General features: G+C 65.1%; 17 protein-coding genes and 4 pseudogenes. 12 read left to right on the top strand and 9 right to left on the bottom strand.

The genetic code is table 11. The features are described from left to right. The first annotated feature begins 2 nt into the window (after positions 1 to 2). The 4 genes from ACETMP_RS11290 to ACETMP_RS11275 are packed head-to-tail and all read left to right on the top strand — an operon-like array spanning position 3 to position 4,495. On the top strand, positions 3 to 992 hold the full coding sequence (locus tag ACETMP_RS11290) for a formyltransferase family protein (RefSeq protein ID WP_375161001.1): 990 nt from the start codon (positions 3 to 5) through the stop codon (positions 990 to 992). Continuing rightward, positions 914 to 1,702, top strand: a complete 789-nt coding sequence (locus tag ACETMP_RS11285) for an enoyl-CoA hydratase/isomerase family protein (RefSeq protein ID WP_375161000.1) — start codon at positions 914 to 916, stop codon at positions 1,700 to 1,702. The genes ACETMP_RS11290 and ACETMP_RS11285 overlap by 79 nt, the downstream gene beginning before the upstream one ends. Next, positions 1,699 to 3,135 carry a sigma-54 dependent transcriptional regulator gene (locus ACETMP_RS11280; RefSeq protein WP_028135622.1) on the top strand — a complete coding sequence of 479 codons (1,437 nt, stop codon included), beginning with the start codon at positions 1,699 to 1,701 and terminating at the stop codon, positions 3,133 to 3,135. The genes ACETMP_RS11285 and ACETMP_RS11280 overlap by 4 nt, the downstream gene beginning before the upstream one ends. Beyond that, the gene (locus ACETMP_RS11275) at positions 3,128 to 4,495 is read left to right on the top strand and encodes a sensor histidine kinase (protein ID WP_375160999.1); all 1,368 of its coding nucleotides are present in this window, start codon (positions 3,128 to 3,130) and stop codon (positions 4,493 to 4,495) included. Before ACETMP_RS11280 ends, ACETMP_RS11275 begins: the two co-directional genes overlap by 8 nt. Before the next feature lie 1,117 nt (positions 4,496 to 5,612). Here the strand turns inward: ACETMP_RS11275 and ACETMP_RS11270 are convergent. Both ACETMP_RS11270 and ACETMP_RS11265 read right to left on the bottom strand, forming a co-directional pair. Beyond that, positions 5,613 to 5,960 carry a LysR substrate-binding domain-containing protein gene (locus ACETMP_RS11270; protein ID WP_375161886.1) on the bottom strand — a complete coding sequence of 116 codons (348 nt, stop codon included), beginning with the start codon at positions 5,958 to 5,960 and terminating at the stop codon, positions 5,613 to 5,615. After that, positions 5,879 to 6,571, bottom strand: a complete 693-nt coding sequence (locus ACETMP_RS11265; RefSeq protein WP_375160998.1) for a LysR family transcriptional regulator — start codon at positions 6,569 to 6,571, stop codon at positions 5,879 to 5,881. Before ACETMP_RS11265 ends, ACETMP_RS11270 begins: the two co-directional genes overlap by 82 nt. Positions 6,572 to 6,687: 116 nt before the next feature. Here ACETMP_RS11265 and ACETMP_RS11260 point away from each other — a divergent pair, with 116 nt between their 5' ends. Both ACETMP_RS11260 and ACETMP_RS11255 read left to right on the top strand, forming a co-directional pair. Then, positions 6,688 to 7,188 carry an ureidoglycolate lyase gene (locus ACETMP_RS11260; RefSeq protein WP_375160997.1) on the top strand — a complete coding sequence of 167 codons (501 nt, stop codon included), beginning with the start codon at positions 6,688 to 6,690 and terminating at the stop codon, positions 7,186 to 7,188. Between the two features lie 34 nt (positions 7,189 to 7,222). Next, entirely contained in the window at positions 7,223 to 8,062 is an 840-nt protein-coding gene (locus ACETMP_RS11255; RefSeq protein ID WP_375160996.1) for a bifunctional allantoicase/(S)-ureidoglycine aminohydrolase, read from the top strand. A gap of 35 nt (positions 8,063 to 8,097) precedes the next feature. Here the strand turns inward: ACETMP_RS11255 and ACETMP_RS11250 are convergent, their stop codons facing one another. The 5 genes and pseudogenes from ACETMP_RS11250 to ACETMP_RS11230 form a co-directional block, all read right to left on the bottom strand. Continuing rightward, positions 8,098 to 8,652, bottom strand: a complete 555-nt coding sequence (locus ACETMP_RS11250; RefSeq protein ID WP_375160995.1) for a TIGR02281 family clan AA aspartic protease — start codon at positions 8,650 to 8,652, stop codon at positions 8,098 to 8,100. A gap of 28 nt (positions 8,653 to 8,680) precedes the next feature. Next, positions 8,681 to 8,883 (bottom strand): annotated as a pseudogene (locus tag ACETMP_RS11245) (DUF1289 domain-containing protein). Positions 8,884 to 8,927: 44 nt separating this feature from the next. Beyond that, on the bottom strand, positions 8,928 to 10,523 hold the full coding sequence (locus tag ACETMP_RS11240) for a sensor histidine kinase (RefSeq protein ID WP_375160994.1): 1,596 nt from the start codon (positions 10,521 to 10,523) through the stop codon (positions 8,928 to 8,930). Between the two features lie 161 nt (positions 10,524 to 10,684). Beyond that, a pseudogene (locus ACETMP_RS11235) lies at positions 10,685 to 12,075 on the bottom strand (sodium:proton antiporter). Between the two features lie 242 nt (positions 12,076 to 12,317). Then, positions 12,318 to 13,190, bottom strand: coding sequence for an NAD(P)-dependent oxidoreductase (locus tag ACETMP_RS11230; protein WP_375160993.1), 873 nt, complete (start codon positions 13,188 to 13,190; stop codon positions 12,318 to 12,320). Positions 13,191 to 13,389: 199 nt separating this feature from the next. On the opposite strand from ACETMP_RS11230, the gene ACETMP_RS11225 reads away from it, so the two are divergent. The 6 genes and pseudogenes from ACETMP_RS11225 to ACETMP_RS11200 all read left to right on the top strand — a co-directional run bounded on the left by ACETMP_RS11225 (position 13,390) and on the right by ACETMP_RS11200 (position 20,012). Continuing rightward, entirely contained in the window at positions 13,390 to 13,827 is a 438-nt protein-coding gene (locus tag ACETMP_RS11225) for a VOC family protein (RefSeq protein ID WP_375160992.1), read from the top strand. A 129-nt stretch (positions 13,828 to 13,956) separates the two neighbouring features. After that, positions 13,957 to 15,094: pseudogene (locus ACETMP_RS11220) on the top strand (Mrp/NBP35 family ATP-binding protein). Positions 15,095 to 15,309: 215 nt separating this feature from the next. Next, on the top strand, positions 15,310 to 16,398 hold the full coding sequence (locus ACETMP_RS11215) for a TRAP transporter substrate-binding protein (protein ID WP_375160991.1): 1,089 nt from the start codon (positions 15,310 to 15,312) through the stop codon (positions 16,396 to 16,398). Between the two features lie 161 nt (positions 16,399 to 16,559). After that, positions 16,560 to 17,648 (top strand): TRAP transporter substrate-binding protein, encoded by a 1,089-nt coding sequence (locus tag ACETMP_RS11210; protein ID WP_375160990.1) that lies wholly within the window; start codon positions 16,560 to 16,562, stop codon positions 17,646 to 17,648. A 176-nt stretch (positions 17,649 to 17,824) separates the two neighbouring features. Further along, positions 17,825 to 18,499 carry a response regulator transcription factor gene (locus tag ACETMP_RS11205; protein ID WP_375160989.1) on the top strand — a complete coding sequence of 225 codons (675 nt, stop codon included), beginning with the start codon at positions 17,825 to 17,827 and terminating at the stop codon, positions 18,497 to 18,499. Position 18,500: 1 nt separating this feature from the next. Then, positions 18,501 to 20,012 carry an ATP-binding protein gene (locus ACETMP_RS11200; protein ID WP_375160988.1) on the top strand — a complete coding sequence of 504 codons (1,512 nt, stop codon included), beginning with the start codon at positions 18,501 to 18,503 and terminating at the stop codon, positions 20,010 to 20,012. A 26-nt stretch (positions 20,013 to 20,038) separates the two neighbouring features. Here the strand turns inward: ACETMP_RS11200 and ACETMP_RS11195 are convergent, their stop codons facing one another. Together ACETMP_RS11195 and ACETMP_RS11190 are read right to left on the bottom strand one after the other, a co-directional pair. Continuing rightward, positions 20,039 to 21,694, bottom strand: a complete 1,656-nt coding sequence (locus ACETMP_RS11195) for a TRAP transporter large permease subunit (RefSeq protein ID WP_375160987.1) — start codon at positions 21,692 to 21,694, stop codon at positions 20,039 to 20,041. Between the two features lie 27 nt (positions 21,695 to 21,721). Further along, a pseudogene (locus ACETMP_RS11190) lies at positions 21,722 to 22,304 on the bottom strand (TRAP transporter small permease subunit). Positions 22,305 to 22,436 lie beyond the last annotated feature (132 nt).

Below are 22,436 nucleotides of genomic sequence, written 5' to 3'. Positions count from 1 at the left end.
CGATGCGTATCCTGCTGCTGTCGCATTCTTTCAACAGCCTGACGCAGCGTCTGCATGTCGAGCTGCGCGAGCGCGGCCATGAGGTCTCGGTCGAGCTCGACATCCACGCCGACGTCACCCGGGAAAGCGTGGCGCTGTACCAGCCGGACCTGGTGATCGCGCCGTTTCTCAAGCGGGCGATTCCCGAGGATGTCTGGCGCAGCGTGCGCTGCCTGATCGTGCATCCCGGCCCGCCCGGCGACCGCGGGCCGGCCGCGCTCGACTGGGCCATTCTCGAAGGCGCGACCGAGTGGGGCGTCACTGTGCTGCAGGCGGACGGCGAGTTCGATGCCGGTCCGGTCTGGGCGTTCCGCACGTTCCCGATGCGGCGCGCTGCGAAATCGAGCATCTACCGCAACGAGGTGACCCGATGCGCGGTCGAAGCGGTGCTGGAGGCCGTCGATGCGATCGCAGCGGGACGACCGACGCCGCAGCCGATGGCGGCGAACGACGCGCGCATTCGCGTGCGCGGGCCCTGCCGCCAGTCGGACCGGGCGATCGACTGGCAGCACGACACGACCGAGACCGTGCTGCGCAAGATCAACAGCGCCGACGGCATGCCGGGTCTGGTCGACAGCCTGTTCTTCCAGGACGTGCGGCTGTTCGACGTCCATGGAGCGCGGGACATCTCCGGCATTCCCGGCACGGTCGTGGCCCAATGCGACGGCGCTTTGGCTCGTGCAACGGTCGACGGAGCAGTCTGGATCGGCCATGTGCGGCAACTTGCGCCGAAGAGCCTGAAGCGATCCGCGGCAAGGTTTTCGCCGGGCAGGCAGCCTGCCTGCCGCGGCGACCGGATTGCGGCTATGCTCCGATTCAATATCGCGAGCACGGCGAGGTCGGCGAGCTGCAGTTCGCCTTCTACAACGGCGCGATGTCGACGGATGATTGCGCAGCGCTGCGCGATGCCTACCATGCTGCGCTGGCGCGCCCGACCAAGGTTCTGCTCCTGACCGGCGGTTTCGACTATTGGTCGAACGGCATTCATCTGGCCGAGATCGAGGCCGCCGACAGTGCCGCCGATGAATCTTGGCGCAACATCAACGCCATCGACGATCTGGCGCGCGCGATCATCGAGACCACGGACCGGCTGGTGATTTCGGTCATTCGCGGCAATGCGGGCGCGGGGGGCGTGTTCCTGAGCCTGGCGGCCGACGAGGTCTGGGCCAGCGACCAGATCGTGCTCAATCCGCATTACAAGGACATGGGCAATCTGTTCGGCTCCGAATACTGGACCTATCTGTTGCCGCGCCGCGCGGGCGCCGGGAACGCGATAGGGATCACGCAGTGCCGGCTGCCGATGGGCGTCGCCGAGGCGCAGCGCCTCGGCATCGTCGACCGCGTGCTCGCACGCGACGAGCTGGCACGCGAAAGTCTCGTGAAGCTGGCAGCTGCTGCAGGCGCGGATCCAGGCTTTGCAGCGCGCCTCGCCGAGAAGCAAAGGCGCCGCGCGGCGGACGAGGCCGAAAAGCCCCTGCAGGCCTATCGCGACGAGGAGCTGCGGCGGATGAAGCTCAATTTCTACGGCTTCGATCCGAGCTACCACGTCGCGCGCTACAACTTCATCCACAAGGTGCCGAAGTCGCGGACGCCGCTGACCATCGCCAATCACCGGGCGCGGCGGACGACCGAGCGGCAGAGACCCGTGGCGGTGCCCTCATGAGCGTTCTGGGAACCATTCTCGTCGTCGACGACGAAGTCCGCTCGCAGGAAGCGCTGCGCCGCGTTCTCAGGGAGGATTTCGAGGTGCTGTGCGCCGGCAATGCAGCCGACGCGGAGAAGCTGCTGGAAGGCGAGATCGTCCACGCCATCCTCTGCGACCAGCGCATGCCGCATGAATCGGGCGTGAGCTTCCTGAAGCGCGTGCGCGAGCTGTGGCCCGATCCGGTGCGGATGATCATCTCCGGCTATTCCGATTCGGAGGATATCATTGCCGGCCTCAACGAGGCCGGCATCTATCAGTACATCACCAAGCCCTGGCAGCCGGAGCGGCTGGTCGACATCGTCAAGGAGGCGGTGCAGCTCTATCGCCTGCAGAAGGAGACGGAAACCGCCGGTGTCGACGTCAAGGCGACGCCGGGGCATATCAAGAAGGTCGTCTCGGTCAAGCGCGGGGTTGCCAAGCAGCTCTATGATTTCGACCGCATCGTGCATTCGCCGGAAAGTCCCATGCACAAGGTGATCGAGCTCGGCAGGCGCGCCGCAGACTACGACATCTCCGTGCTGATCACGGGCGAGTCCGGGACCGGCAAGGAGCTGCTTGCGCGCGCGATTCACTACGGCTCGGCGCGCGCCAACAAGGCGTTCGTGGTCGAGAATTGCGGCGCCTTGCCGGACGAACTGCTCGAAAGCGAGCTGTTCGGCTGCAAGAAGGGCGCCTTCACCGGCGCCTACCAGGACAGGATCGGGCTGTTCGAGGTCGCCGACGGCGGCACCATCTTCCTCGACGAGATCGGCGAGACCTCGCCGGCATTCCAGGTCAAGCTCTTGCGCGTTCTGCAGGAGAGCGAGATCAGGCCGCTCGGCGCACAGCGGGTGCGCAAGGTCGACGTCCGTGTCGTGGCCGCGACCAACCGGGATCTCGAAGCCGAGGTCGAGGCGGGCCGCTTCCGGCGCGATCTCTATTATCGCCTGGCGGCGTTTCCCGTCCACATGCCGGCCTTGCGCGAGCGCCCGATGGATGTCTCGTTGATCGCCGAAGGGGTGCTGTCGTCGGTGAAGACCTCCTTCAATCGGCCGGGCCTGCGCTTTGCCGCCTCCGCGCTCGAGGCCTTCGCCAGGTACCATTGGCCCGGCAATGTCCGCGAGCTGCAGAACGAGATCCAGCGCATGGTGGTGCTGGCGGACGCGGATGAATTGCAGGCCCCGCCGCTGCTCGGCCGGCGCAACGGCAAGCCGCCGGCGGCGGCGATCCAGGGCAAATTGAACGGCTCGGCGACCCTCAAGGACAAGGTGGAAGATCTGGAGAAGGCGGTTATCATCAGCACTCTGGAGCGGTACGAAGGCAATATCAGCCGGGTCGCCAACGAGCTCGGGTTGTCGCGCGTCGGGCTCAGGAACAAGCTGTCCCGGTATGATTTGAGGAAGAATGCCTGAGGTGACGCACCCTCCCGAAGCCAGCGAGCCCGAAACGCTGCTCAAGCTGATCGCCAAGCGTGGCGCGATGGAGCTTGATCAGGAGCGTGAGGGCGCCTGGATCGAGGTCATCCGCAAGATGGACGAGGTCTATTCCGACCTGCTCCGCTACGAGGTCGACCTCGAGCACAAGAATGCGGAGCTGGAGGAGGCGCAGGCCTTCGTCACCAACGTCATCGAGTCCGTCTCCGACATCCTCATCGTTTGCGATGCGAAAGGGCTGGTGCAGCAGGTCAATTCCGCCTTCCAGCACACGCTCGGCTGCAATGTCGCGGATATCGTCGGCAGGAACATCGCCGATGTCATCGATAGCGAGGACAAGGCCAAGCTGGTCCCGCTGCTGAAGCCGCGCAGCGCCTCCGACGTCGTCGACGGCGAGCTGCGGTTTTCGGGCGAGGGCGGCAGCTCGGATCTGTTCGCCATCAACGCCTCTCCCCGCCATGATCATCGCGGACGTTTCATCGGCGTGGTGCTGACGGGCCGCCCGATCGGGGAGCTTCGCCGCGCCTATGAGGAGTTGCACAAGGCCCATCACGAGTTGCAGCGTGCCCAGCGGCAATTGGTCGAGCAGGAGAAGATGGCCAGCCTCGGCCGTCTCGTTGCGGGCGTCGCGCACGAGCTGAACAATCCCATCAGCTTCGTCTATGGCAACGTCCACACCCTGATGCGCTATCGCACCGCGATCGCCGCCTATCTCGATGCGGTCCACGGCGAGGCCGGGGAGGATGACCTCGCCGCCAGGCGGCGCAGCCTCCGCATCGACGAGATCCTGGAGGATTTCGGTCCGCTGATCGAAGGCACGCTGGAAGGCGCAGTCCGCATCAGCGAAATCGTGAAGAATCTGCGCCGGCTGTCCTTCAGCAAGCTCGGCGAGGTCGAGCGCGTCAACATCGAGCGGCTCATCAACACCGCGGTGCTGTGGGCCGTGCGCACCAAGCAGGTGCGCATCGACTTGCAGTTGGAGATCGAGCCGGAGCTCTGGGTCCGCGGCAACGAGGGGCAATTGCACCAGGTGATCGTCAATCTCGTGGAGAATGCGATCGACGCAATGCGCGGCACGGACGCGCCGCGGCTGGTGGTCTCGGCGGTCCGCAAGGGCAGCGAGATCCTGATCCGGATCTCGGACAATGGACCGGGAATCGACAAGGATCACATCAGCCACATCTTCGAGCCGTTCTTCACGACCAAGCGGGTCGGCGAGGGGACCGGACTTGGCCTCTGGATCAGCTATGGCATCGTGCGCGAGCACGGCGGCGAGCTGGTCGCAGGCTATGGGCCGGAAGGCGGCGCGACATTCTCGTTCGCGTTGCCGGCGGCCTAAGCGCGGGCTACGGCATCGCGCCTGTGTCGCCCCGCTGTCAACCGGCTTCGCCAAAAATATTCCACTTTACCGAAATTCGGTTTTGACGTATGTGTCGCCCATCCCGGCTCAACCAGGAGGGGCGATCTCGAGGTCGTCTTGATCGCGAGCCGGGCTTGCGGTGGACGCGGCAGCGTCGGCACGAGAGGGCGGGCAGGGCAGGTAGTCCCTGTGAGTCCGTAACCGCGTGCGGACGAACGGCGCTGCTAGGTTTCGTCTCGTCTGTAAGTTTCCGGCTCCGTCGACAGGGCTGGGAAAACTGCGGCGATAGGGCGGGCCGTGCGTACGGCAAAACCGTGTGGTCCTGGCCGTCGTTGCTACGGTCAAGCTTTTCGAAGATGCGCGCGAGCCCAACCGGGCGGACGGCATCGCCAATTCGAACGGCGAGGGAGGCCAGAAGGAAAGTTCGGCTCCCGGGAGGGCACGGCATAAGCCGTCCGACCATCGCGCAGGGAAGGCCGAGTGATCGGCACCACCTGTATGCTGCTGTGCGGTTCTTCTGCGTGTGCATTTTCGCGCAGCGGACCGCGGGTGCGTTGTCAGCACCCGGCCTTCCCTGCGCCCTCTTGGATTTGAGGGTGGAGACGCAAGCAAAGCTCGGGCTGATCAAGCCGCGAGAACAAGAAGGCGTGTCTGTGAGTCGAGGTGCCTGCGACAAACGCGATTTCGTAGGGTGGGCAAAGCGACTTGTCCGCCGTCGCTCGAAGAGCGAAGGCGGCAGCGTGCCCACCGTCTATCGCCGTATCGGACAGATCGTAGGCACGGCGCAAGGGCGCCTTTGCCCACCCTACGGCCCTTCGCAGTTCTGTCGCGAGCACCTCGCAATGACGTGGAGAGAGTATGCGCCGCCCACCGCACTCGTGCCCCGGACGCAGCGCCCCCGGCGATGCGAAGCATCGTCCGGTACGGTGCGCTGCAGAGCCGGGGCCCATGTCGCGGCATTGGACCGTGTCGCTCTGGATCCCGGCTCTGCGCCGCACCGCTTGCGCGTTGCGGCTTGTCCGGGGCACGAGAGTGCGTCCGAGGTGCTGACTCACTTGCGTGCATCTCGCAATGACGGGAGGAGAGCGGGTGCATCCTATTGCCGGACACGTCGCAGCATTCCCCGGGATGCGGAGGAGACTGGGCCGGCCCCGGGAGCATCAACCACACGTTTCCCATGATTCAGGTATCGAAGAGCCAGCTTGATGAAATTGTGCACCACCATGGATGTCTCGTCCGCTCTGAAGACCAGAAACACGTCGGCCGTGGGCGGCGCGGGCCGGATCGGACGGAACACGATGTCGGCGGTGGTGAAGCGCGCGATCGACTGCGGCACGAGCGCGACGCCGAATCCCGCGGCGATCAGGCTCGGGATCGACTGGGCATCGACGACCTGCTGCGACACCTTTGGCAGGAAGCCGGCATCGACACAGCAGGTCTGCAGGTATCGCGCGAAATCGGAGCTCTCGGGATCGAGGACGACATGATCCTCGACGCGAGTTCACCGAGCGCGATGCGCTTGCGGCGCGCCAGCTGATGGGTGCGGGGCATTGCGATGACGACCTCTTCCCGCCACGCCAGCTTGCTGGTCAGGTCGCGCTCGGCGGGAATTCCGCGAATGAGACAGATGTTGGTCGTGCGGCTGAGCAGCGCCGCGATCTGCAATGCCGGCGCCTGCTCATGCACCGTCATCCTGACCTGCGGGGCCACCTTGCGGTACGCCGCGAGCAGCTCCGCGAGACGGCCGCGCAGGATCGAGCCGGTCGCCCCGACATCCAGCGTTCCGATCAGGCCGGCTCCGATCGACCGCGCCTCGTCTTCCGCGGCTTTGACCTGTTGCAGGATGGCGCGTCCGCGCACCAGCATGGCCTCACCCGCCTGCGTCAACTCGACCCTGCGGCTGGTCCTGTAGAGCAGCGGGGTCGCGAGCTCTGCCTCGAGGGCCTGGATATGCTGGCTGAGCGGCGGCTGCGAGAGGTTCAGCCGCCGGGCGGCGAGGGTGAAGCTGCGCTCTTCGGCAACCGCGATGAAGTACCGGAGCTGGCGAAGATCCATAGCGAAAACCTATCAATCCTGTCGGTCTATATATTGGACTTGATATCGCAGCTGGTCAACGAATGACCCACGCGGGCCTGCAGACCCCTTTGAACGCGGAGCACTTGAGGTTGGCAATGGTGACGCTCTCGATCGAGCCTTTGACGAAGCAGGCGTTCGCTCCGTTCGGAGACGTCGTCGAAACGGAAGGCAGGACGCCGCTATCGATCAACCAGGGTTACGCTCAGCGCTTCAACGGGCTTGCCGATATCGACGTTGCCGCGGAAGGCGGAGAAGTCAACATCAGCTGGTTCGTCGCCTCGGTGCGGCCCGCGCCGATCGCGATCCGCCTGATGGAACGGCATCCGCTCGGGAGCCAGCTGTTCATGCCCCTGAACGGCGCCGACTGGCTGGTCGTCGTTTGCGCCGACCCCAGCGTCTCGTCCAGCTACCGGGCGTTCGCGGCAAAGGGCCATCAGGGCGTGAACTATGCTAGAAACTGCTGGCACCATCCGCTCCTGGTTCTCGAGGACGCAAGCGCGTTCCTCGTTGTCGACCGCAAGGGAGATGGCGCCAATCTCGAAGAACATTGGCTGACCGAGCCGCTACAGCTCGGTGTCCAGTCGGCTGCGAGCTGATACGTCCCATCGGTAACCTTCACGAGGCTTGATGATGTCATCGCGCACCTATCACGTACCGCAGGGCGGCCTTCCGTCCCAGACGGACCTGCTGAGCGGCCGCGCGGTCTTTACGAACGCATACGCCGTCATCCCCAGCGGCGTGCAACGCGATATCGTCGTCAGCCACCTGCCGCACTGGGACAACACGCGGCTCTGGGTGTTGGCGCGACCGCTGTCCGGTTTCGCCGAGACGTTCTCCCATTATCTCATGGAGATCGCGCCGGCCGGCGGAAGCGACATGCCCGAGCCGGACAAGGATGCCGAAGGGGCGTTGTTCGTCGCAGGCGGCACGTTGATGCTCAAGTTGGCGGAGGGTGAACGTGAGCTGAGGCCTGGCAGCTTCGCCTATCTGCCGCCCGGCTGCGCCTGGAGCGTTCGCAATCGCGGAGCTAGCCCTGCACAGGTGCACTGGATCCGCAAGCTGTACCAGCGCGTGCCGGGCTTAGCCGAGCCCGAGGCGATCGTGACCAACGAAGATTCCATCGAGCCCGTCGCCATGCCGGGCACCGAGGGGAGGTGGGCGACCACCCGCTTCATCGATCCGGCCGATATGCGCCATGACATGCACATCAACATCGTGACGTTCGAGCCGGGGGCGACGATCCCCTTTGCCGAGACGCATGTCATGGAGCACGGGCTATACGTGCTCGAGGGCAAGGCGGTCTACCGCCTCAATCAGGACTGGGTGGAGGTCGAAGCCGGCGACTACATGTGGCTGCGCGCCTTCTGCCCGCAGGCGTGCTACGCCGGAGGCCCGGGCCGGTTTCGCTACTTGCTCTACAAGGACGTCAACCGGCACATGAATCTGCGGCAGGGCGCGCCGCTGCTCTAGCCCCGGCGGTGGGCCCGCGCACGCGCCGCTGCGATCTAGTCGATCGCGGTGCGCGAGCGGCGGGGGCTGCTCTGAAGTTCGGGATAGCCGGTCAACATCAGCTTGTCGGCGCGGACGCCCCAGCTCTCCAGGCGGTCGAGGAAGCTCATGCCGAGCAGGTTGGTCTTCATCTGCCCGCGTTGGACGACCAGGGCCGGCACCGATTTTTCGACGAGATGGCCGACGGAGAGACGATCGAGCGTGAGGCGGGCCGCCTTGGTATGGCCGCCGGCGGTTTCGAGATCGACATCGTATTCGAGCATTTCGAGCGGCAGCCCGATCGCCTTCGCGGTTTCCCAGGTCAGCACCACCGACGTCGCACCGGTATCGATCACCATCGGCGCTGCGACGCCGTTGATCTTCGCACGCAGTGCAAATTCGCCGCCCTGGCCGCGCGGGATCTGCACGGCAGGAGCGGGCGCCACCGTCTGCGCGCGAAAGATGTGCGAGACCTTGTGGCCGGCGCGCGCGATCTGCTCCGGATCGCCATAGGCGACGACCGCGCCGGCCGTGCCGGCGAGCATGACGAGGACGAGCAGGAAGCGGATCATCGTGCGCCTCCGCAGGCGCGCAGGCCGGTCAGGCCCGCTTCGGAGATGCCGCGATCGGCGCAAGCCCGGCTTCCGTCATGCGTTCCGGCAACAGGGCCATGACCGCGCGCCGTTCCGCGCTGTCCATGGCGTGCCAGCGCGGATCTCGGGCAAGGTCCGGCCGCAGCCGAAGCACAGCTTGGTCCTGGGATCGATCATGCAGACGGCAACGCACGGCGTTTCTTTGCTCATTCGGACATAGTGGGGGATTGTCGGGCATGTCTGCAAGCATCTGGTTAGGAGCCGGTGCCGGCGCTCATGATCGGCTTGTGGCGCGGCCGGCGCTTCTCGTCGGGCAGTGCGGAACTCTCCGGCTGGAGCGGTGGAGAATCGTCCGACAGCGGCGCAAGGGCGCTCATCACCCGCTCCGGCGGGAAGGTGACGATTACCTCGGTGCCGATGCGCAGCTTCGACTTCAGCGTGAACGTGCCGCCGTGCAGGTCGATCAGATTCTTGGCGATCGGCAGGCCGAGGCCGGCGCCCTGTTCTGCCGATTTGATCGAGTTGGAGCCCTGGCCGAACGAGGCGAGCACGACCGGGATCTCGTCCTCGGGGATGCCGGAGCCGGTATCCCTCACCGAGAGATATTGTCCGCCCGAAGCGGTCCAGCCGGCCTTGAGCCAGATCTCGCCGCCCTGCGGCGTGAACTTGATCGAGTTGGAGATCAGGTTGAGCACGACCTGGCGGATCGCGCGCTCGTCGGCCCAGAGCCGCGGCATGGCCTGCTCGAACACTTCGTGGATGGTGATGCCCCTGCTCGAGGCGCGCAGCTTCATCAGATGGTGGCAGTCGGCGACGATGCCGACCAGCGACACCGCCTCCTCGTTGAGCTCGTAGCGGCCGGCCTCGATCCGCGACAAATCGAGGATTTCGTTGATGAGGTTGAGCAGGTGGACGCCGGAGTTATGGATGTCGGCGGAATATTCCTTGTAGACCGGCACCGCATGGGCGCCGAAGATCTCGCTCTTCATCACCTCGGAGAAACCGAGGATGGCGTTCAGCGGCGTGCGCAGCTCGTGGCTCATCTGCGCCAGGAAGCGCGACTTGGCGACGTTGGCGGATTCGGCGCGGTGGCGCGCTTCGTCCGAGATCGCCTTGGCCTGTTCGAGCTCGCCGATCAGCGCGTCCTTCTCGGCGCGCGCCTCCAGCGTCGCGAAGGTGGAGGAGTGCAGGCGGTGCGCCAGCAGCACGAAATAGCCTTCGGCCGCGAGCGAGAGCGCGGCCAGGATGTAATTGTCCAGCGAGCCGGTGATCGCAAAGCTCAGCGCCATCGCGACCGCGACGGGCGCGGTGGCGGCAAGGGCTGCGATCGGCAGGTTCGCGGCGACCATGCTCGATACCGCGATCACCAGCAGCATCAGGAACATCATCAGCGTTTCCGTGACCATGTCGAGCACGGGATGGATCAGGATCGCCATCCAGCACAGGCCATAGAGCAGATCGAGCACGACGAAGCGCGTCCGCCATGCGCGCGTCGCCGCGGGCGAGGCGGGCTCGGTCAGGAAGCGCCGGCAGCTGCGGATCATCGCCGCGTGGATGCAGAGCATGCCGACGGTCCAGGCGGCGGCCGGGATCGGCTGCATCCACAGCCCGAACAGCAACCCGGTCGCGACCACCAGCAGCATCACGACATAGGAGGCCGACAGCCGGGTCTGGGCGTATTGCCGCAGCATCTCGGCGTCGAAGGCCGGCCGGGTTCCGCTGGTCGACGTTAACTTGTCGCGCGCCTCGCGCACCCGCTGCGCCGCAGCCCGTCGGCTGCTCGCCGATGGAGCGCTCACCGGCTCGGCCGGAAGCTGCACAACCTCGGGCTTTTCAGCGGGGTTACTCATCAAGCAACAACGATTCCTGCCCACGCCGGACGAGGGCCTTCTGCATTGTCTATCTCTGGCAAGAAATCCTTAAGAGGTGACTTAAGGAGCTAAAGAATTACGTTAACGGGGCGTTAATCCAAGACCCGGCTCGACCTCCGCTCGCGGAACCCGCAGGCCCTTCACCTGAAGAAAACGAGCGTCACCAACGCGAACACCGGCAGCAGCAGGACGGAGGTCCAGGCCATGTACCCGAAGAAGCCCGGCATGGCGACGCCGCTCCTCGCGCGATCGCGTACACCATGAAGTTGGGCGCGTTGCCGATGTAGGAGTTTGCGCCCATGAACACCGCACCTGCCGAGATCGCGGCCAGGGTCATGGCGCCACTCGTCATCAGATGCTTGGCGTCGCCTCCAGCAAGCTCAAAGAAAACCAGATAGGTCGGCGCGTTGTCGAGAAAGGACGAGAGCAAACCGGTCAGCCAGAAATAGGCGGCATTGTTCGGCGTGCCGTCGGCATTGGTGACCATGTTTACGACGGAGGCAAAGGCGCCGGATTTTCCGGCGTTGAGGATCGCAAGCACGGGAATGATGGTGATGAAGATGGCGGCGAACAGCTTTGCCACTTCGATCATGGGGGCCCACGAGAAGCCGTTCGCGTCGTGGTCCTCCTTGGAGGTGACGGCAAGAGATGCGAACACGACGCCGATCATCACGGCATCGCGCAGAAGATTCTGCAGCTGAAGGTGCGTGCCGAGAACCTCGAATCCGCCGAGATCGAGCTTGGCACTCAAGAGGATCGCAGCAATGATGACGCCCATCAGAGCGAAGTTGAGGCCGCCGCTGATCCGCAACGGATTGTCCGGAGTCGGGTCCGGTTTGACGCGGCCTTCCTTGCGATACAGATAAGCGTCGATGCAAAAGAACAGGACGAGCAGAATCCAGGCGGCGAACGTCGTCTGGGGGAACAGGTGCGTCGTCGTCCAGAAGAAGTCCACGCCGCGCAGGAATCCCAGAAACAGCGGCGGATCTCCCAGGGGCGAAAGCGAGCCGCCGATGTTCGACACCAGAAAGATGAAGAAGATGACGACATGCGCGTTGTGCCGCCGGTCGTCATTGGCGCGGATCACCGGCCGGATCATGACCATCGACGCTCCGGTCGTGCCGATGACGCTCGCGATCAGGGTGCCTAGCGCGAGCAGCAGCGTGTTCAGGACCGGCGAGCCGTGAAGATTGCCGCGCACCACGATTCCGCCGGCGACCGTGAACAACGCAAGGAGCAGCAGAATGAAGGGGATGTATTCGAGCAGCGCGGTATGAACGAGAGCCTGGATGGTCGGCAGCGGGCCGTGCCAGATGACAAGCGGCAGCACGATCAGGGCGCCCCACATCGCGGCGATCTTGCCCTGGTGGTGCTCCCAGAAGTGAGGCGCTGCGAGCGGAAAGATCGCGATCGACAGCAGCATGCCGGCGAAGGGAAGCGCCCATTGCGGGCCGATGCTGGCGCCATCGAGCGATGCGGCGAGCGCCTGCGAAGGTGATGCAGCCAGGATCAGGGTGGCAATGACGAGCAGGCTCGTGACAAGGCGGGACCGCTGCCGGCAGATCCTCCGCCCGGCGACCTCGGCGTGCCGCCGTCGAAGCTCCGGCGCGATGCCGACACAGGCAACGACAAGGATGGCGGCGATCACGCTAAGCAAGGCTCCCCCGAAGGCCATATTCTTTCCGTTCGACCGCTTGGCCGAAGCTTCGTCGCAGCCGAGGTCGCGACGAAGCCCGGATGCTGCACGTCCCCGAACGACGCCGCAACAGCTCCTCAGCGCTGCAGGCGCGCGAGCAGGCTCGACGTGTCCCAGCGCTTGCCGCCCATCTTCTCGACCTCGGAATAGAACTGATCGACCAGCGCGGTGACAGGCAGGTTGGCGCCGTTGCGGCGGGCTTCGGCGATCGCGATCGAGAGGTCCTTGCGCATCCATTCGACCGCGAAGCCGAAATCGTACTTGTCCTCGTTCATGGTCTTGTAGCGATTTTCCATCTGCCAGGACTGCGCGGCCCCTTTCGAGATGGTCTCGATAACAGCGGCGACGTCGAGGCCGCTCTTCTTGGCGAAGTGGATACCCTCGGAGAGACCCTGCACCAGACCGGCGATGCAGATCTGGTTGACCATCTTCGTCAGCTGGCCGCTTCCGGCGGGCCCGAGCAGTTTGCACATCCGCGCATAGGCGCCCGTGATGATCGGCTCGGCGCCGGAATAGGCGTCGGGCGCACCGCCGCACATCACCGTGAGCACACCGTTCTCGGCGCCGGCCTGGCCGCCGGAGACCGGCGCGTCGACGAATTTGAAGCCCGCCTTGCCGGCGGCTGCGTCCAGCTCGCGCGCGACCTCGGCGGAGGCGGTGGTGTGATCGATGAAGGTCGCCCCCTTCTTCATCCCGGCGAAGGCGCCGTCGGCCCCGATCGTGACCGCGCGCAGATCGTTGTCGTTGCCGACGCAGCATATCACGAAATCCTGACCTTCGGCGGCCGCCTTCGGGGTCGCTGCGGTCTTGCCGCCGAACTTGTCCGCCCATTCCTTCGCCTTGGCCGCGGTGCGGTTGTAGACGGTGACCTCATGGCCCCCTTTTTTCACGAGGTGTCCGGCCATCGGGAAGCCCATGACGCCGAGACCGAGGAAAGCGACTTTAGCCATGTGTGGTACCTTGTCCGTAGTTTTGAGCTTTACGGTTGTAGCAGGGCGAGGGCGCCCGGGCGGCACCCTCGAAGTTCCGCTGCGAGGGCGGATCGGAGGCGCACCATAAACCGTTAAGCCGGGAGGGCAACGGCTTCGTTTGGCGGCCCCCTGTGCTAGGATGGCGGGACCTAAGAACTTCGAAAAAGGGAGCGAAAGCATGGGCGGTGTGAGCGTTGGCGTCCTCGATCATTTCAACATCCGGACCCGGAATCTGGCCGAGACCGTCCGTTTCTACGAGGACGTGCTGGGGCTGGAAAAAGGCGCCCGGCCGAATTTCGCCTTCCCCGGCGCCTGGATGTACAGCGAGGGCCGGGCGGTGGTGCACCTGGTCGATATTTCCGCGACGGCGGAGCCGCAGAAGCCGGATTCCGGCGTCGTCCATCATGTCGCCTTCGTCAGCCGCGGCTTCGACGGCATGAAGCAGCGGCTGGCCTCCAAGGGAATGAAGTTCGACTCCCGCCAGGTGCCCGGCGGCGAGCTCTGGCAGATCTTCGTTCACGACCCCAACGGGGTCATGATCGAGCTGAATTACGAGGCCGCCAAGGAGCAGGGGGCGGCGCCCGCCGAGATGGCCGACGATATCGGCAGGCAGTAGCCTTTTGGGCGTTTCCGCTCTAATGGGGCATCCTAAAGTCTCGAGCCTGGCCCTGCCGGAAAGCCGCTTCCCGCTTTGCGCTGGCGCGGCCCTCCGGGTCCGGATCAGGCTCCGTTCAGGAGATGCACTTTGAGCGTGACGCAGCAACAGGTTCTCGACAGCCTCGCCAGGATCAAGTCGCCCCGCGGGGTCGCGCTCACCAATGCCGACGTGCTGAGCGCGATCAGCGCGTCCGACGGCAAGGTGTTCTTCTCGATCAATGTCGATGCCGCCGAGGCCAGGGCCTGGGAATCCATCCGGGCCGAGGCCGAGGCCGCGGTGCGCAGCATCCCCGGCGTCACCACCGTCATGGTGGCACTGACCGCCGAGCGCAAGCCGGGCTCCGCACCGCCGCCGCCTCCGCAGCCGAGTCGCGGCGCGCCGGGCGTGCAGCCGACCCATGCCCACAAGCCGCCGCAGGGAGGCGGCTCGCCCATGGCGCGGCAGTCGGAGATCCCGGGCGTCGCCGCCGTGATCGCAGTCGCCTCCGGCAAGGGCGGCGTCGGCAAGTCGACCACCGCGCTGAACTTGGCGCTCGGCCTACGCGATCTCGGGCTCAAGGTCGGGCTGCTCGATGCCGATATCTACGGCCCCTCGGTGCCGCGCCTGACGGGCTTGCGCGACAAGCCGGAGCTGAACGACGAGCGCAAGATGATTCCGCTTCGGCGCTTCGGCCTCGCCATCATGTCGATCGGTTTCCTGGTCGAGGAAGAGACCGCGATGATCTGGCGCGGTCCCATGGTGATGTCGGCGGTGACGCAGATGCTGCGCGACGTCGAATGGGGCAAGCTCGACGTTCTCGTGGTCGACATGCCGCCGGGCACCGGCGATGCCCAGCTCACCCTGGCGCAGAACGTGCCGCTCAAGGGCGCGGTGATCGTCTCGACCCCGCAGGACCTGTCCCTGATCGACGCGCGGCGGGGACTTGCCATGTTCAAGAAGGTCAACGTGCCCGTGCTCGGTATCGTCGAGAACATGAGCTACTTCCAGTGCCCGCATTGCGGCACGCGGTCGGACATTTTCGGCCATGGCGGCGCGCGGCACGAGGCCGAGAAGCTCGAGGTGCCGTTCCTCGGCGAGATCCCGCTGCACATGGCGATTCTGCGCGACCTCGGATGCCGGCAACCCCGTCGTCGATAGCGAGCCGGACGGTCCCCATGCGGCGATCTACCGCGCCATTGCAGGGCAGGTCCGGGACCAGCTCAAGGGCGTCATCGCGGCGGCTTGAAGCGGCCGCCGGCGCGCCGCCTCGTCCCTTGGGAGACATGCGACTTTCGTAGAGCCCCGTCATGCCATTGTCGCGTTCCGCAAACGCGCCTTCCGTGTTAAAGGCCCACCGCAGTCAAGCCCCTTCGGTTCGACGCGGCCCTGTCGCGTCGCCGGAATCAGCGGCGGCACAAGAGAAGTTCAAGGGGAAACGCCCCAGCAAGGAGAGACCTGAAGATGAAGCGTCGTGATTTTCTGAAAGTGTCGGCAGCAGGCGCGGCGGCGACCGCAGTGGCCTCGCCGGCGATCGCGCAGTCCTCGCCCGAGGTGAAGTGGCGCCTGACTTCGAGCTTCCCGAAGTCGCTCGATACCATCTATGGCGGTGCCGAGCAGGTGGCGAAGTACGTCGCCGAGATGACCGACAACAAATTCCAGATCCAGGTGTTCGCCGCCGGTGAACTCGTTCCCGGCCTGCAGGCGCTCGATGCGACCTCCAGCGCCACGGTCGAGATGTGCCACACGGTGTCGTACTACTACGTCGGCAAGGACCCGACCTTCGCGATCTTCGCCTCGGTGCCGTTCGGCCTCAATGCGCGCCAGCAGAATTCCTGGCTGTTCCAGGGCGGCGGCAACGAGCTCGCCAACGAGTTCTTCAAGAAGTCGAACGTGATCGGCTTCCCCTGCGGCAACACCGGCACCCAGATGGGCGGCTGGTTCCGCAAGGAGATCAAGACGGTTGCCGACCTGTCGGGCCTCAAGATGCGCATCGGCGGCATCGCCGGCCAGGTGCTCCAGAAGGTCGGCGTGGTGCCGCAGCAGCTCGCCGGCGGCGACATCTATCCGGCGCTGGAGAAGGGCACCATCGACGCCGCCGAATGGGTCGGCCCCTACGATGACGAGAAGCTCGGCTTCGCCAAGGTCGCCAAGTACTATTACTATCCGGGCTTCTGGGAAGGCGGTCCCACCGTCCACGCCTTCGCCAACCTGGAGAAGTTCAACGCGCTGCCGAAGAACTACCAGGCTATCCTCGCCAACGCGACCACCCATGCCAATACCTGGATGGCCGCGCGCTACGACATGCAGAACCCGGCCGCGCTGAAGCGCCTGGTTGCCGGAGGCACCCAGCTTCGCCCGTTCACCAACGAAGTGCTGGAAGCCTGCCTCAAGGCGACCAACGAGCTCTGGGCCGAGGTCTCGGCCAAGAACGCCGACTTCAAGAAGGTGATTGACGCCATGCAGGCCTACCGCTCCGACGAATATCTGTGGTGGCAGGTTGCCGAATATACCTACGACAGCTTCATGATCCGCTCGCGCACGCGCGGCTGATCGCCTGGAATCGCAAGACCGCAGAGCCCGGCCTCCTGGAGGCCGGGCTTTTTCTTTGCCACAGTGCGATCGGGGGATGGCATTGCGTCCCGGCTTGCGTCATGCTGGCCCTAAGCCTCGGCAAGAAGGCCCACAATCGCAAACCATCAGGGCAGGAAATCATGAAGAGAAGAGACTTCATCAAGGTCACCGGACTTGGCGCGGCCGGCGCCGCCACGCTCGCGGCTCCCGCGATCGCGCAGTCGATGCCGGAGATCAAATGGCGTATGCCGACGAGCTGGCCGAAGTCGCTCGACACGCTGTTTGGCGGGGCCGAGATGATGTGCAAGATGGTCGCTGAGGCGACCGACAACAAATTCCAGATCCAGATCTTCGCGGCCGGCGAGATCGTTCCGGGTCTCCAGGTGCTCGACGCCGTGCAGAACGGCACCTGCGAAATCGGTCACACCGCGTCCTACTATTATTTCGGCAAGGATCCGACCTTCACCTTTGGTTCGGCCGTGCCGTTCGGCCCCAACATGCGCATCAACCAGGCTTGGTACATGCTGGGCGGCGGCCGCGACGTGCTCAACGAATTCTACAAGAGCTACAACGTCGTCTCGCTGCTCGCGGGCAACACCGGTTGCCAGATGGGCGGCTGGTTCAGGAGAGAGGTCAATACGCCCGACGATCTCAAGGGCATGAAATTCCGCATCGGCGGCTTCGCCGGCCGCGTGCTCCAGAAGCTCGGCGTGGTGCCGCAGCAGCTCGCCGGCGGCGACATCTATCCCGCGCTGGAGAAGGGCACCATCGACGCCGCCGAATGGGTCGGCCCCTATGACGACGAGAAGCTCGGCTTCTACAAGATCGCGCCGCACTACTACTATCCCGGCTGGTGGGAAGGCGGGCCGATGCTGATGGCCTTCGTCAACCTCGACAAGTGGAACGCGCTGCCGAAATATTACCAGAGCGTGCTGGAGCAGGCCGGCCACTACGCCAACAACTACATGATGGCGCGCTACGACAATGCCAATCCGCTGGCGCTGAAGAAGCTGCTCGCCGGCGGCACCAAGCTGCACCCGTTCTCGCCGTCGATCATGGATGCCTGCCACAAGGCCGCCAAGGAGCTGCACGCCGAAGTCGCCGCGAGCAACCCGAACTTCAAGAAGGTGCACGACTCGCTCGCCAAGTTCACGAGCGACGGCTATTCCTGGTTCCAGGTCGCCGAGGTCGGCTACGACATCTTCATGGCGCGCCGCTCGCAGAGCTGATCGCGCCATCCCTCGCAGGCAGCGCCCCGGTGTGAAAGCTCCGGGGCGCTGCCATGTTTGAGAGGGGCCGGCGACCGGCGCCGTGCTTTTTCGCTGGTCGAGGCGGCCGGAATGGTGGAAGAGAGCGAAGATGCCGCGCGAGCCGTGCGGTGACCTGGGTTTTCGGCGGATATGCGATGCGCCTTCTGATCGTCGAGGACAATGCCGAGCTGTCGCGGCTGGTCGCGGGCGGGCTGGCGGCGGCCGGCTACCAGAGCGACATCGTGGGCAGCGCGGCCGAGGCGCGCGAGGCGGTGAGCAGCGTCAGCTATGCCGCGATGATCCTCGACCTTGGGCTGCCCGACGGCGACGGCCTGTCGGTGTTGCGCGAGCTGCGCGCCAGGATGGAGCCGCTCCCCGTGCTGGTGCTGACCGCACGCGGCGGCCTGCAGGACCGCGTCGGCGGGCTGCGCAGCGGCGCCGACGATTATCTCGCAAAGCCGTTCGCGATGGAGGAGCTGGTGGCGCGACTGGAGGCGATCCTGCGCCGGCCCGGCCAGCTGCTCGGCCGCTCGCTCAGTCTCGCCAACCTCGTCTACGATACCGAGAGCCGCCAGATCTTCGTCGACGACCAGCCGCGGATCATCTCCGCGCGCGAGACCTCGGTGCTCGAGATCCTGCTGCGCCGGCAGGGGCGGGTGGTGCCGAAGAAGAACGTCGAGGACCATATCTTCGGGCTGGACGGCGAGGTCGCCTCCAACGCCGTCGAGGTTTATGTCTCGCGGCTGCGCAAGCAGCTCGCCGAACACGGCGCCAAGGTCGTGATCCACACCATCCGTGGCGTCGGCTATCTCATGGACGTGGAGAAATAGCGTGGCCCAGACCGGGTCTCACGCCAGGTCCTATGGCGGCTCGCCGACGTTCAAATCGCTGATCTGGCGCATCGTGTTCCTGCACATCCTGGCGGTCGCGGTGGCCGCGATCTTCCTGCCGCTGGTGCTGTTCTGGCTGCTCAATTCCGAGATCGACCAGTTGCATCGCGATGCCATGCGCGCGCAGGCCGAAGTGCTGGCGGAGCGCATCGTCGCGCAGCCGGGCGGCCTGTTGACGTTCAATCTGCCCGACAGTCTCAAGGGCCTCTATTCGGAAGCGTATGGCCGCTATCAATACGACATTCGCGACGCCGACGGCCGCTTGCTGTTCTCCTCGCACCGGCGCTCCGCCGCCGCGGTACCGCGCACGTCGGAGAGCATTTCCGGCGCCGCGGTCACCCGGGACATCGACGGCAAGACAGTGCGGATCCAGGTCGCCGAGGACCTCGCGCACCGCGACGTCATCATCGACGACATCGTCTCGAACTTCTTCCGGCGCGTCGGTTGGATCACGATTCCGATCCTCCTGGTCCTGCTCGCCACCGACATCATCATCTTTCGCCGTGCGATCGCGCCGCTGTGGCGGGCTTCCGAGAAGGCCGCCAATATCGGCCCGGCGCGCACCGACATCCGCCTGCCGACGGAGCAGATTCCGCGCGAGATCCTGCCGCTCGTCACCGCCGTCAACCAGGCGCTCGACCGGCTCGAAGGCGGCTTTCGGGTGCAGCGGCAGTTCACGGCGGACGCCGCGCATCAGTTGCGCACGCCACTTGCGATCCTGCGCACGCGGATCGAGACGCTCGACGATCGCGCGGCGCGGCAGGCGCTGCATGCCGACATCGAAACCATGAGCCGCCTCGTTGCCCAGCTGCTGGAGATCGCTGAGCTCGACACCCTGGTGCTCGATCCCGGCGAGACCGCGGATTTGCGCGCCGTCGCCGCCGAGGTGGTCGCTGCGATCGCCCCGTTCGCGATCGCGCAACACAAGGACATCGCGCTGAAGGGCACCGATGCGCCGGTGCCGATCCACGGCAATGCGGAGATGCTGCAGCGCGCGATCTTCAACCTCGCCGAAAACGCCATCAAGTTCACGGCAAAGGACACCACCGTCGAAATCGAGGTGGGCGAGGACGGTTCGGTGCGCGTGCGCGATTCCGGTCCGGGGATCGCGGAGGCCGAGCGCGAGCTGATCTTCCAGCGCTTCTGGCGCGCCGACCGCCGCCGCAGCGACGGCGCGGGCCTCGGACTCTCGATCGTGCGGGCCGTGGCCGACGATCACGCCGCTACGGTCGCGGTGGAGAATCTTCCCGGCGGCGGCGCCGAGTTCACGCTGCGGTTCAGGTTGGCAAACGAGGTGGCCTCTTCACCCTCCCCTGGAGGGGAGGGTCGATCGCGCGCAGCGCGAGCGGGTGGGGTGATCTCTCCACTCGGGCAGTCCCGTGAGGATAGATCACCCGTCTCACATTTCGCTGCGCTCAATGCGAGCCGACCCTCCCCTCCCGGGGGAGGGTAAGAGGGCAGCAGTCGCGCCATCCGCGGCTACTTCTGCGGCGGACCGAGATCCAGCGGCGGCAGCTCGATCTGCGGCACCTCGATCTTGATGGTGTTGGGATCGATGTTCGACTGCACACCCTTGTAGTGCATCACCATCGCGGGGAAGGCGATGACCAGACCGACCATGATCAGCTGGATGACCACGAAAGGCACTGCGCCCCAATAGATCTGGCCCGTGGTGACAGGTTCCATCCGCTTGCCGGTGATGCGATCGGTGTAGCGATCCTTCGGCGCGACCGAGCGGAGATAGAACAGCGCGAAGCCGAACGGGGGATGCATGAACGAGGTCTGCATGTTGACGCCGAGAATGACGCCGAACCAGATTAGGTCGATGCCGAGATGCTCGGCGGCAGGCCCGAGCAGCGGGATCACGATGAAGGCCAGCTCGAAGAAGTCGAGGAAGAAGGCCAGCACGAACACAAGGGCGTTGACGAAGATCAGGAAGCCGACCTGGCCGCCGGGCAATGAGGTGAGCAGATGCTCGACCCAGACGTGTCCGTTGACGCCATAGAAGGTCAGCGAGAAGATGCGGGCGCCGACCAGGATGAACACGACGAAAGCCGACAGCTTGGCGGTCGATTCCGTGGCTTGCCGGATCAGGTCCCAGCTGAGCCGGCGCTTCACGGCGCCCAGGATGAGGGCGCCGGCCGCGCCCATCGCGCCGCCTTCGGTCGGGGTTGCGATACCGATGAAGATGGTGCCCAGCACCAGGAAGATCAGGAACAGCGGCGGCACCATGACGAAGGTGGTCTGCTGCGCCATCTTGGACAGGAAACGGAAGCCGGTCAGCCTGTCGATCGCCCAGTTCACTACGGCGACCGCGAACGCAAAGACGATGCCGTAGAACATGCTGAGCACGACGTAATCGGCGCCATGCGTGCTCGAATTGCGCATCATGAACCATCCGAACACGCAGCTCGCGATGAACAGCATGCCGAGCGAGAGCAGGCCGCGGTCGCCATTGTCTTCGCGGAAACCGATGGCGTCCTTCGGCAGGCCGGGTGCTGCCGCCGGGAAGATCATGCTGACGAGGAAGGCGTAGAGGGCGTAGAGGGCCGCGAGCACGAGGCCGGGGATGAAGGCGCCCTCGTACATGTCGCCGACGGACTTGCCGAGCTGGTCGGCCATCACGATCAGAACGAGCGAGGGCGGGATGATCTGGGCGAGCGTGCCGGAGGCGGCGATGACGCCGGCTGCCACGCGGCGGTCATAGCCGTAGCGCAGCATGATCGGCAGCGAGATCAGACCCATCGAGATCACGGAGGCGGCCACCACGCCCGTGGTCGCGGCGAGCAGCGCGCCGACGAAGATCACGGCATAGGCGAGGCCGCCGCGGATTGTGCCGAACAATTGGCCGATGGTGTCGAGCAGGTCCTCGGCCATGCCCGACCGCTCCAGTACCAGCCCCATGAAGGTGAAGAAGGGGATGGCGAGCAGCGTGTCGTTGTTCATCACGCCGTAGACGCGCTCCGGCAGGGCCTGGAGGAAGTCGGGGTGGAACTGGCCGAGTTGGACGCCGATCACGGCATAGAACAGGCCGACGGCGCCAAGCGAGAATGCCGCGGGATAGCCAAGCAGCAGCATGACGACCAGCGACACGAACATGATGGGCGCCATATTGGCGATGATAAATGCGGTCATGAATTCCCCCTACACCGTCGCCAACGGCTATTTCTTCTCGATCGCTTCGACGAGATGCTCGACTTCCGCCTCCAGCGCCGACACCTGGGATTCATGCGGGTCCGGTATCAATCCGCGCATCACCGCAATCCGCTTGATCAGCTCGGAGATGCCTTGAACGAGCAGGAACGCGAATGCGATCATGATCAGGGATTTGGCGGGCCATTGCGGCAGCCCGCCGGCGTTGCCGGATTGCTCGTTGATGTGGAAGGAGCGCTGGAAGAACGGCACCCCCGTGATGATCATCACGATGCAAATCGGAAACAGGAAGAATACGTGGCCGACGACATCGATCAGGTTGCGGGCCTTCTTCGGCAGCGTGTTGTTCACGATGTCGATGCGGATGTGCTCGTTGTCGAGCAGCGTCCAGGGGGCACAGAGCAGGAAGACGATGCTGAACAGCACCCATTGCAGCTCGAGGCCATGAATTCGAGGAGGTGTCGAACGTTTTGCGGATGATGGCATTGACGGCCGAGATGATCACGGCGAGCACGATCAGCCACGCCACGCGCTTGCCTGTCCAGCGCGTGAACGCGTCGATCCTGCTGCTCAGCTTAAGGAGCGCTTGCAACGATAGGTCCTCCCCCGATTGTGCCCCGGCCGTCTTGACTGCGCCGAGATGGCGCGTGGCTTATCTCGCCGCGCAGGCATGAGGCCGCCGCACCAAACCAGCGGGCGTGCCGCCAGTCAATCGGAAGTTTGT

Origin of the sequence: Bradyrhizobium dasycarpum, assembly GCF_042019905.1 — a bacterium.
Classification (GTDB): domain Bacteria; phylum Pseudomonadota; class Alphaproteobacteria; order Rhizobiales; family Xanthobacteraceae; genus Bradyrhizobium; species Bradyrhizobium japonicum_B.
This window is presented reverse-complemented; position numbering and strand designations above follow the sequence as displayed.